Origin of the sequence: Paenibacillus daejeonensis DSM 15491 (genome assembly GCF_000378385.1) — a bacterium.
Classification (GTDB): domain Bacteria; phylum Bacillota; class Bacilli; order Paenibacillales; family Paenibacillaceae; genus Paenibacillus_D; species Paenibacillus_D daejeonensis.
The window spans coordinates 156,473-167,661 of record NZ_KB899665.1; the positions used below are offsets into that span (position 1 = coordinate 156,473).

Genomic DNA, 11,189 nt, shown 5'->3' on the forward strand with positions numbered 1-11,189 from the left:
TTGCAGGACCCTACTCGCGGGATGCCGGAGTAACGGAATGTAAAAGTTTAGCTAGGTGAACAACCAGACAACGGCGGTTCAAGGCGGGCAGTAGCGTCTTGGGCGGCCGTTGTTTTTTTGGATGGACGCTAACGAAACGACAGAACGTTATTTGCTCCAAAAAGGGTGTTGCCGAAATCTAACGAAACTAGAACACTCTATTTGGCGATCCGAAGCGAAAAAGTCAAATTCTCAGAGTAATAAGCATCTGTAGTTTCGTTAGACATGGGAATCGGAGAAAAACCACCTAATAGCGTTATGAGGTTTCGTTAGAGGTTAGTCAACTAGCTACCTACACCAACCTGAAAACGAGCACCAACTGTATCTAACGAGCGCAACACCCAACAAGTACCATCAGTAGCAATGTACTGGAAGCAAGCGCATGGCGGACGTGTTGTTCCCCCGGTATAATAGTGGCATGAGGAAGAGAGGTGCCGATGCAGATGCAACGGGTGATATACGAACGGTTCGGCGATCCGCAGGCGGTGTTGCAGGTAACGCAGGCGGAAGTGCCGGAGCTGCGAAGTGGTGAGTTGCTTGTGCGTATGCTGGCGCGCCCGATTAATCCTTCGGATCTCATTCCGATTCGGGGCAACTACGCCCATCGTATCCAACTGCCAGCTATACCTGGTTACGAGGGTGTAGGAATGGTTGTCGATGCTGCAGATGCAGCCAATCGTGATATGATCGGCCAGCGCGTACTGCCGCTAAGAGGCGAGGGAACATGGCAGGAGTACGTCCGGGTTCCGGCTGCAACGACGATTGAAGTCCCAACGGCCCTAAGTGATGAGATGGCTGCCCAAGCTTACATCAACCCGTTGACCGCATGGGTTAGCTGCACGGATACCTTGAACCTTGGAGTGGGTGATTACCTGGTGGCCAACGCGTGTGGCTCGGCGCTCGGCCGGATTTATGCCCAGTTATCGCGGCTGCTTGGCTTTCAACTGATTGCTGTGGTTCGCGACAGCCTGCATGCCGAGGAGTTACGTCGCCTGGGGGCTGCACACGTAATCGTGGCCGACGATCAGGCTGCTGTCTCGGAACATGGGGCAGAAGGACGAGCACGGGCTGGCGGAAGTGTATTGACTATTAGCGACTCTGCGTCTGATTTAGCAGAGATCGTCAGAGAAATAACTGGGGGCGCTGGAGCAACGGCCGCCATTGATTCAGTCGGCGGTGCCAGCGGCGCGGCATTGGCTGGATGCGTGCGACCAGGAGGACAATTGCTCACGATCGGGCTGCTATCTGGCCAGGCGGTCCCATGGGCAGAGGTTGCCGCGCGTACAGACGTACGAGTAGGTCTGTTTCATCTACGGCATTGGAACAACAGGGTAACGGTCCAGCGTTGGCGTACAGAACTGGAGCGACTCTTGGGCTGGATGGCCCAAGGTAAACTGGAGTTGCCGATGCCTGGGGATCGGTATGCTTTGAATGAAGTGAACCGGGCGGTGAAGGCTGCCGAGGCCCCGGGCTCAGGCAAGATCCTTTTGATATAGTTGGTGTTGCAATTAAGGTTGTTATGTTGAGATGCGCTTATGAATAGGGGGAACTGCGATGAGTGAACAGGAACATACCAAGACAGAGAAAACCCAGATCTACCTGGTCCGGCATGGACAGACGGAGTGGAATGTGGAGCACCGTTTCCAAGGACATCAGGACTCGCCGCTGACGCAGCTGGGACTGCAGCAGGCGGGTTGGCTGGCAGAAGCGATGCGGGACAAGCAGATCGACGCGATCTATTCTAGCTCCAGCACACGAGCGCTGCGGACAGCGGAGATTATTCGGGACATGCGTTCGCTGCCGATCCATGCGAGAGACGGGCTGATGGAGATGAACCTCGGGGTGTGGGAGGGCGGCATACAAAAGGAAGTTGAGTCCACGTACCCGGAGCAATATGAGGCTTTCTGGAAAGATCCTGAGCACTTCCAGATCGAAGACGCTGAACGATTTGAGGAGGTACAGGCACGTGCATCGGCTGTACTGGACGAGGTGCTGACTGCGCATCGAGGGCAGAGCGTGCTGATCGTCACGCATACGGTCGTGCTTAAGCTGCTGATGGCCCGCTTCGAGCAGCGCCCGCTACGCGATCTTTGGCAGCTGCCCTACATCTATCCGGCCTGCCTTTGTCTCATTGAAGGAGATGAGCCAAACCATACAATCGTGCTGCATGCCGATACCAGCCATTATCAGGAGAAGCCTGTCGAAGGATAAGCGCCGTCCAACAGTTAACCAGCAGTGGAGTAGTGGCATTGTTGGCGTGCATGCCCCAACTAGAGGTAAAATGTCACTTAATTTGAGCGGAAGTGGGCATGTGCACCAAACCAGAGGTAAATTGTTACTTGAATCGAGCAAAAGTCGGCGTGTGCCCCCAATCAAGGGTAAATTGTTACTTGAATCGAGCAAAAGTCGGTATGTCCACCCAACCAGGGGCAAAATGTCACTTAAATTGACCGAAAGTGGGCATGTCCACCCAACCAGGGGTAAAATATCACCTAAATCGAGCGAAAGCGGCCGCACCCACCCAACCAGGGGTAAAATGTTTCTTCCAGCACGGCCGCGGTCTGTCAGCTGTGCTACTGGTGCGGAGAAACACAACGCGGGCTGAGCCTGCCAGTTTGGCAGAATCAGCCCGCGTTTTACTTTCACAGGTGTTCGCGATTGACGTCTTCGTTGCGAATCATTTGTTCGAGCTTTTCGACGAGACGTTCGTGCTCCGTGGGTGTTTTCTTGAGACCGAACCACGTGCGTCGCTGCTCCTGCTTGAGCAACTGCAGCATATATTGTTTTTCCTTGAACGTAAACATCGTGTCGTCCACCCCCTAGGCTATACCTATAATTGTACGTGTCCCATCCCGGCGAAGCAAGGCGACTAGTCTTGTGACAGGAGATTTTGGGCAAAAAAAGGGACCCTACAGCAAACGGGCTGCGGGTCCGAAAGAAATGCTATATCAAAAAAGGGGGTTGAGTAAAGTATACCCGCCTCATGTTAATGGATGATGAAGCTCGCATTTCAATTTGATTACAAATTCCTTACCCTGTTTCAAAACGATCCCCCCTTGTTGGGAATCCTGCCGGGCTATGATAAAATAGGATCAGATTCGGTTATGTATATACGGTAAACACCAACTTGGAGGGATGAAGCATGTCTAAGGATCAAGAGGCGCTGCGCAGCAAGCTGACGCCGATGCAATATAAGGTTACTCAGCAGAACGGAACGGAGCCTGCCTTTCACAACGAGTTCTGGGATCACAAGGGCGAAGGCATTTACGTGGATATTGTCTCGGGCGAACCGCTGTTCAGCTCGCTGGACAAGTTTGACTCGGGCTGTGGCTGGCCCAGCTTCACTCAACCGCTGAAGGAAGAACAGATCAAGGAAAAAACGGACACCAGTCACTTTATGATTCGCACCGAGGTGCGTAGCTCGGAAGGGGATTCGCATCTGGGCCACGTGTTCAATGATGGGCCGCAGCCGACGGGTCTGAGATACTGCATTAACTCTGCCGCATTACGTTTCATTCCGCGCGAAGAGCTGGAGCAGGAAGGCTACGGCGAATTTAAAACGCTGTTCGAGAAATAACCGAGGCTGCGGATGGGATACGAATCCGATCGTCGCTCTTTTACTGCTCGTCGCATTATGGTCTATCTGCTGCTGGGGATTGCCGCGGGGCTGCTCACCTTGGTATTCTACGAGCTCGCGGAGCAGCTGCTGGATGATGAGCTGATTGTGTTTGATGACACCGTGCTGTACCATCTTCAGCAGCTCACCGGCACCTCGGAGGCGGTGGACTCGGTGATGAGGGGGATTACCCGGCTTGGCGACGGCCTGGTTCAGACGATTCTATGTATCGTCATTGCAGTCGGGCTCTGGCTTCGGCGCAACCGCCGGGCGGCTGCCATGCTGGTCGCTTGTCTGAGCGGCGGCTGGCTGCTCAATTACACCCTCAAAGCGTGGTTCGGACGCGAGCGTCCAGAGCAGGATTTTCTGGTCCATGCCTCGGGGTACAGCTTTCCGAGTGGCCACGCGATGGTCTCGATTTGCTTCTACGGCATGGTTGGTTACTTGACCTACAGATTTCTGCGAGGCAAATGGCGGCTGAGCTGGATCATCAATGTGGTAGCAGTCACACTAGCCCTGGCGATCGGCGTTAGCCGGGTCTATCTGGGCGTTCATTTTGCCAGTGACGTCATTGCCGGCTTCTCAGCAGGCGGCATCTGGCTCATCTCTTGTATTATCAGTCTAAAATTATTGCGGCTGTACCGCTAAAACGCGTCAGCCCCGCACCTCAATCAGGGGCGGGGCTGACGTTTTATTTTTACAGCGACAACTCCAGAATCCGCCGGACATCGGCTTGCTCCAGCTTCTTGAAGGAGCCGATCGCCCCGTAACGTACAGCCTCATCGGCCATCCGGTCGAGATGCTCCTCGCCAATGCCGAAGTCGGCCAGCCGCGATGGAGCGCCTATCCGCGTAAAAAAGTCGCGTGTCGCCTCGATACCTGCCACCGCCACTTCCTCATCGGTACGTCCCGCCCGATCAATGCCCCAGACCCGCTCCGCATATTGCACGAACCGCGACACTCTCGATGAATAGACATAGCTCATCCAATTCGGGAACAGCACAGCCAGGCCTGCGCCGTGGGGAATATCATAGACGGCACTCACCTCATGCTCAATCATGTGTGTGGCCCAGTCATTCTGCATGCCTACGCTGATGAATCCGCCATTGAGCGCTACGGTTCCGCACCACATCAGATTGCCACGGGCCGCTGGGTCCTCGGGATTGGCCAGCACGGGATCAGCATTTTCGATGACGGTTTGCAGCACCGACTCGCAGAGTCTTTCCTGCAGTGGCGTATTCTCGGTCAGGCTGAAATATTGTTCGAATACATGCGACATGATGTCCACGATGCCGTTAACCGTATGGTCGCGCGGAACAGTGTAGGTCAAGGTCGGGTCGAGAATCGAGAAGCGGGGATAGACATGGATGCTGCCGAAGCCGCGCTTGAGCTTCTCCTCCCAATGGGTGATGACACCACTGCCGTTCATTTCCGAGCCGGTTGCAGCCAGTGTCAGGATTGTGCCAAGCGGAAGCGCACCCTGGACGGAGGCTTTGCCGACAAAAAAATCCCACACATCGCCATCGTACTTGACGCCCGCAGCAATGGCCTTGGCGGCATCGATGACGCTGCCTCCTCCGACAGCAAGAATAAACTCGATCTCGTGCTCGCGGCAGAGAGCAATGCCTCGGTTGACCGTGGTCAGGCGGGGATTGGGCTCGACTCCTGCCAGCTCGTGGACGGTTACGCCCGCCTGAACGAGGGTTTCGAGTGTACGGTCGTAGAGACCGCTGCGTTTAATGCTGCCGGAGCCATAGACGAGCAGGACCCTGGAGCCGAAAGGTCGGACAAGCTCGCCAATCTGCGCCGCAGCGCCTTCACCAAATACGATCCGGGTCGGATTCACAAATTGAAATGCATTCACCCTGTTTGCCTCCTCTATTGGCCAAATACAAGCTCATTGTAAGCATGCGCGAAGGGGTTGTCAATTGAAGGAGATCAGCAAGGAGGGGGTTTGCCAAAAAAGAAATAATGTTCGAAATTGTTTGTTTATGTTATATTAAACATGTTCAAACCACAACGAACGAAATGGGAGGACTTATACTATGCAAATCCGTCATACGACCAGCCCCAAAGAAGCCAAAGGGATGGATACAACCCAGCTGAGAGATCAGTTTCTAATTGAAAAGGTATTCGAGGACGACCAAGTGCATCTTGTCTACTCTCATTATGACCGCTTGATTATCGGCGGCGCCCAGCCGGTTCAAGAAACGCTGACGCTGACAGCCGATCCTGCCTGGCATGTCGAGCACTTCTTCGAACGGCGGGAGGCTGGTATAATCAATATCGGTGGCCCTGCGGCAGTCACAGTAGATGGCGAGACCTATGAGCTGGGAAGACTCGATGCGCTCTATATCGGACGTGGTTCTCGCGAAATCACGCTGTCCAGTACGAATGCAGACAGCCCGGCCAAGCTCTACATCACTTCAGCTCCAGCGCACGCAGATTACCCGACGACCAAGATGGCCATCGACTCAGCCACCCCGAATGAATTGGGGTCCATAGAGACCTCCAATGAGCGGACCATCTACCAGTACATTCATGAGGGCGGCACGAAGAGCTGTCAATTAATGCTTGGGGTGACGATTCTCAAGCCAGGCAGTGTCTGGAACACGATGCCAGCGCATGTGCATGACCGGCGGATGGAGGCTTACCTCTACTTTGATCTGAAGGAAGATGCCCGCGTGTTCCATCTGATGGGCGAGCCAGAGGAGACCCGGCATCTGGTCGTGGCAGGCGAGCAGGCGGTTATTTCGCCCAGCTGGTCGATTCACTCAGGAGCGGGGACGAGCAATTATTCCTTCATCTGGGCGATGGCCGGAGAGAATTATACGTTCAAGGATATGGACTTTATTGATATGAAGCAACTGAAGTAGGAACGAACGGCATCGCCGGTCCGACCGAGCTTCACGAACTTGAGGAACGGGAGGATCGCCATGCTGGCAATTGATAGACACAAGAGAATTATGGATCAGCTTGCTGCGCACAGCTCGGTCAAGGTATCGGAGATGAGCGCCTTGCTGCAGGTGACGGAGAAGACGATTAGAGAGGATCTGGAGAAGCTGGAGAAGCGGGGCCTGCTGAAGCGAATTCACGGTGGAGCAGTACCTGCTCTAGAGAGCGGCGAGGGCATCTATCCGCCGAGCTTTCCCAACACGCGGGAGCTGGATGAAAAGGATGCGATTGCTGCGCTGGCTGCCGAGGATATTCAGCCGCATGATATTATCGCGCTCGACAACGGGAGCACGACGCTGGCGATTGCCCAGCGACTGGACAACGTGCCGCTCACTGTCGTGACCAACGACATCCTCATTATTCGTGAGCTGGCGCTCAAGGATCGGATCCGGCTGGTGGTACCGGGCGGCTACCGCCAGGATAATCTGCTCATCCAGCCGGAGTCGCTGGACTGGCTGCGCCGGATGAACATCCACAAGCTGTTCCTCTCAACAACGGGCATCCACCCGGAATATGGCCTGACGATCTTCACAGCGGAGCTGCTGCCGATCAAGCGCCTCCTCATCGAGGCCTCGGGGACCGTATGCTGCGTTGCGGATCATAGCAAATATGGCGTTGGTGCGCTGCACACGTTCGCCACCCTGCAGGAGGTTGACCGCTTCATCACTGGGGCGCAATTGACCGATGCGGCGTTGGCGCCGTTCTTGGCACAGGGTGTGACGATCGAACGGACAAAGTAACGTAGCACCACTGAAGATAGGCAGCGGATTTTGCATAGAAGGGACGGAAGACAACGTGAAATTATTTGATCTGACGGGCAAGACCGCGCTGGTGACCGGCGCAGCCCGTGGGCTGGGCAAGGACATGGCGCTAGCGCTGGCAGAGGCTGGGGCGGACATCGCGTTGGTCACGAACAGTAGCAGCGCGGAGGAAGCGAAGGCGGCGGTAGAGCAAGCAGGGCGGAAGGCGGTTGTCATCCAAGCGGACCTTGGCGATGAAGCCCAACTGCAGCGTGTCGTCCAGGAGACCGTCGATGGACTGGGACGGATCGATATTCTCCTGAACAATGCGGGTATTATCAGACGCACCCCGGCAGCGGACCATGCGCTTGCAGATTGGCAAGCGGTGCTGGATGTCAATCTGAGTGCGACGTTCGTGCTCTGTCAGGCCGCAGGACGGTTGATGCTGGAGCAGGGCTCGGGCAAAATGATCAACATCGCGTCCATGCTGAGCTACCAGGGCGGCATCAATGTCCCTGGCTATACGGCCAGCAAGCATGCGGTGGCCGGATTGACCAAGGCGCTGGCCAATGAGTGGGCAGCCAAGGGCGTCCAGGTCAACGCCATCGCGCCTGGTTATATGGCAACCGATAACACACAGGCACTCCGCGAAGACCCCATCCGCAGCAAATCGATTCTCGAACGCATCCCGGCGGGGCGCTGGGGCAGCGGTGAGGATCTGAAGGGGGCGGCAGTTTTCCTGGCTTCCTCTGCGTCCGATTATGTGAGCGGTCATGTGCTTAATGTAGACGGCGGATGGATGGTACGCTAACGCTGGTTGCTTATGGAAAAAAAGAGATCTCCAACCTTCTGCATAGCAGGGGAATGGAGATCTTTTTTATTAAAATCTAAGAAAGTATATGTTTCCCATCTACTTGGCTTATATTTCTCTGGAATGAAATGCGCTGCGCCGTCAGAGGACGGCGGCAGCCGTTTCACCTTGGTAAACATGCACTACGTTTCTGTCTGCAAAATGCGAAGCAGCAGGGTGATAGCTTCTGCTCGCGTGCTAGCATCAGATGGAGCAAAGCGGCCATCGGCCCGGCCTTGGATATAGCCGTGCTCAAATGCTGCAGTTACTGCGTCTGCTGCCCAAGGGGCTATCGCATCTGCATCGGCGAACTGTGCCGATAAGATGGAAGCTCCATTTGAGCCGCGTGTTTCGATCCCAAAGGCTCGGGATACGAGGGTCACCATTTCTACTCGGGTAATCACTTGGTCAGGTCTGAAAGACCCGTCTTCATACCCTCTAATCAATCCAGCAGTCTGAGCTTGTGCGATGGCCTGACGAGCCCACTCGGGGATCAGATGGACATCGCTGAATGCTACTGCATTCAAGGATGAGGTATGTTCTGACACGCCTGGGCGAGAGAGCTCGAGGGCGTTCATGAGCATGACCAGGAATTGCGCACGGGTTACAGGCTGGTTCGGCCTGAAGGTGTCATCGCCAAATCCATGGACGATGCCACACTCAGCAGCACGCAGAGCCGTCTGCTCGACCCAATGTCCCTGTAAGTCATTGAACCGCGTGACCGTTTGGTCTTGCGCTTCGCAGCGGTTGTGGGATGGATTCGTAACTGCTGGTGGTTCAGGTGTCGGAGCGATTACTGGCTCCTCCTCAGGAAATTCTGGCTCCTGTGGTGTCTCCGGTGCCACTGGCGGAAGCACAGGCGTCCAGATTGGACCCGGTTGCTCAGGCTGCTCAGGCTGCTCGGGCTGCTCCGGTTGCTCGGGCTGCTCCGGTTGCTCGGGCTGCTCCGGTTGCTCGGGCTGCTCCGGTTGCTCAGGCTGCTCTGGTTGCTCCGGTTGCTCAGGCTGCTCTGGTTGCTCTGGTTGCTCGGGTTGCTCGGGCTGCTCCGGTTGCTCCGGTTGCTCAGGCTGCTCTGGTTGCTCGGGCTGCTCGGGCTGTTCGGGCTGCTCCGGTTGCTCAGGCTGCTCGGGTTGCTCAGGTTGCTCGGGCTGCTCGGGTTGCTCGGGTTGCTCAGGTTGCTCGGGCTGCTCGGGTTGCTCCGGTTGCTCGGGTTCCTCCGGTACAGCTGCTTCGGCTCGGGTAACGGTCACCGTATAAATCCGAATGGTGATTCCGTCCTCTGCCGTAATGACGAGCTCAATTGTCTGGCTGCCGACGGCTAGAGCAATCGGGTTGTTAATCACTTTACCAGCCTGTTGTAATTCCAACGTCGCATGGACATCGGCAGGTGTTGCATGAATGGCAATAGCCTCGATCTCATAGGGGACTTGGACCGTATAATGATAGGTCGTCCCGGACACGTCCTCTTCAAGCTCGGCTTGATCAATGATCAGCTGACCCAGGTTGGCTTCTGCGGATACGATGGCGAAGCTTCGCACCTCAGAGCGTTCGCTCGCAAGTCCGGCATGATCGACAACAAGTGCCTGCAGGGTATAGCTCCCGCGCGTCAATGGCGTGGCAAGAGGATACTGCCAGATGCCCTGTTCATTCACCTTCGTGGTCCCGATCTGTTCGCCATTGAGCAGAATGCGCACCTCTGCGCCAGCCTCGGCTGTTCCCGAAATCAACGGCTGCGTCTCAACAATTCGGCTATCTGCAGCTGGTGTCAGAAGAACAGGAGCAGATGGAGGTTGCGTATCGATTTGCCACTCAATGGTCGCAGATTCGGGGCTGGTATTGCCTGCCCGATCCACAGCTGAGGCTTGAAGGGTATATAGACCATCTTCAAGTGAAGCGTCTGGGTAATCGGACCATTCCCCTTGGTCATTGGCATTTGTGACAAATAGTTGTTCACCGTTAAGGAATACTGTGACAACTGCATAAGGCTCCGACACACCGCTGATGAGGGGCAGGGAATCCGTTAACACAGCCCCAGCGGTTGGTGAAACGAATAAAGGGGCAGCTGGTGGGATGGTGTCTACCGTAAACCGGCGAACCTCACTTGCGGGGCTGGTATTGTCCAGCTCGTCAGCTGCCTTCGCAGTTATTTCATACGTCCCATCTGGCAGTCCCTCGACGTTGAGTGACCAATGCCCCTGATCATCTGCAGTCGTTTCTTCCAACGTATGATCGTTAAGCGTGATAAGGATGCGGGCCCCGGCCTCAGCTGACCCTGTAATCATGACATTTACTTCTGCCCCATAACTCTCCGCCTGGGGCGTGAGGATGACCGGAACGGGTAGTGCCGTTCGTTTGATTCGTACAGTTGCTTGGCCTGAAGAGCTAATATTTCCGCTATTGTCGATACTTCTGGCGATGATGGTCGTCTCGCCCTCTGCGGTGATTGTTATCTGACCTTCATCCGGCAATGCGGTCCACTCCAGATGAGTAGCCCCGCTCAGGCTATACTCCGTGCGCGCGATGCCCGAACCGTTGTCACTGCCGGGCGTAATCTCGACCTCGACAGCATCAGCAGCTGTCCATTCACTCACTGAAGGCATCACCTGAGGTGCACTCGGCGCTGTCCGGTCAATGCGAACGGTCAGCTCGGCTTCTTCGCTGATCAGCCCTGCGCCGTTAATCGTTCTTGCTTTGACGGTAGTCTCGCCCTCAGCCGTAATGGAGAGTGGGGCCATGTAACTGTCCCAATCGGATTCTTCAGCGCCAGCGAGCTGGTATTCGGTACGAGCAATACCGGAGCCGGAGCCCTCGGCATCGGCTTCAGATAAGATGGTGACCAAGATGGCTTCCGCCGTTGTCCAACCTTCAGCATCGGAGGTCATCGTCGGTGCAGCTGGGGCGGTCTTGTCGATCTGCACGACAGCTGTAGCGACTGGGCTGATATTGCCAGCTAGATCAATCGTCCGTGCTTCGACGGTGGTTGTACCCG

9 protein-coding genes and 1 pseudogene are annotated in these 11,189 nt (G+C 55.6%); 7 read left to right on the top strand and 3 right to left on the bottom strand.

Annotated elements, in window-relative coordinates:
- The first annotated feature begins 476 nt into the window (after nucleotides 1–476).
- On the top strand, nucleotides 477–1,535 hold the full coding sequence (locus F556_RS34555) for a zinc-dependent alcohol dehydrogenase family protein (protein ID WP_020618654.1): 1,059 nt from the start codon (nucleotides 477–479) through the stop codon (nucleotides 1,533–1,535).
- A 58-nt stretch (nucleotides 1,536–1,593) separates the two neighbouring features.
- Nucleotides 1,594–2,250 carry a histidine phosphatase family protein gene (locus F556_RS0119390; RefSeq protein WP_020618655.1) on the top strand — a complete coding sequence of 219 codons (657 nt, stop codon included), beginning with the start codon at nucleotides 1,594–1,596 and terminating at the stop codon, nucleotides 2,248–2,250.
- Between the two features lie 431 nt (nucleotides 2,251–2,681).
- On the opposite strand, the gene F556_RS37885 is transcribed toward F556_RS0119390, so the two are convergent.
- Entirely contained in the window at nucleotides 2,682–2,843 is a 162-nt protein-coding gene (locus tag F556_RS37885) for a hypothetical protein (RefSeq protein WP_020618656.1), read from the bottom strand.
- Nucleotides 2,844–3,202: 359 nt separating this feature from the next.
- On the opposite strand from F556_RS37885, the pseudogene msrB reads away from it, so the two are divergent.
- Together msrB and F556_RS0119410 are read left to right on the top strand one after the other, a co-directional pair.
- Nucleotides 3,203–3,616: pseudogene (msrB, locus tag F556_RS0119405) on the top strand (peptide-methionine (R)-S-oxide reductase MsrB); the annotation flags it as partial.
- A 57-nt stretch (nucleotides 3,617–3,673) separates the two neighbouring features.
- Nucleotides 3,674–4,303 (top strand): phosphatase PAP2 family protein, encoded by a 630-nt coding sequence (locus tag F556_RS0119410; protein WP_211222619.1) that lies wholly within the window; start codon nucleotides 3,674–3,676, stop codon nucleotides 4,301–4,303.
- Nucleotides 4,304–4,352: 49 nt separating this feature from the next.
- Here F556_RS0119410 and F556_RS0119415 read toward each other — a convergent pair whose 3' ends face one another.
- Nucleotides 4,353–5,519, bottom strand: coding sequence for an iron-containing alcohol dehydrogenase (locus F556_RS0119415; RefSeq protein WP_020618660.1), 1,167 nt, complete (start codon nucleotides 5,517–5,519; stop codon nucleotides 4,353–4,355).
- Nucleotides 5,520–5,700: 181 nt separating this feature from the next.
- Here F556_RS0119415 and kduI point away from each other — a divergent pair, with 181 nt between their 5' ends.
- The 3 genes from kduI to kduD are packed head-to-tail and all read left to right on the top strand — an operon-like array spanning nucleotide 5,701 to nucleotide 8,161.
- Entirely contained in the window at nucleotides 5,701–6,531 is an 831-nt protein-coding gene (kduI, locus tag F556_RS0119420; protein WP_020618661.1) for a 5-dehydro-4-deoxy-D-glucuronate isomerase, read from the top strand.
- A gap of 60 nt (nucleotides 6,532–6,591) precedes the next feature.
- Nucleotides 6,592–7,350: a DeoR/GlpR family DNA-binding transcription regulator gene (locus tag F556_RS0119425; RefSeq protein WP_020618662.1), complete on the top strand. Its 759-nt coding sequence runs from the start codon at nucleotides 6,592–6,594 to the stop codon at nucleotides 7,348–7,350.
- A gap of 55 nt (nucleotides 7,351–7,405) precedes the next feature.
- Complete coding sequence (gene kduD / locus F556_RS0119430) at nucleotides 7,406–8,161, top strand: 2-dehydro-3-deoxy-D-gluconate 5-dehydrogenase KduD (protein ID WP_020618663.1); 756 nt, start codon at nucleotides 7,406–7,408, stop codon at nucleotides 8,159–8,161.
- 182 nt (nucleotides 8,162–8,343) lie between these two features.
- Here the strand turns inward: kduD and F556_RS36430 are convergent.
- On the bottom strand, nucleotides 8,344–11,189 hold a 2,846-nt coding region (locus F556_RS36430; RefSeq protein WP_211222620.1), incomplete at its 5' end, for an OmpL47-type beta-barrel domain-containing protein.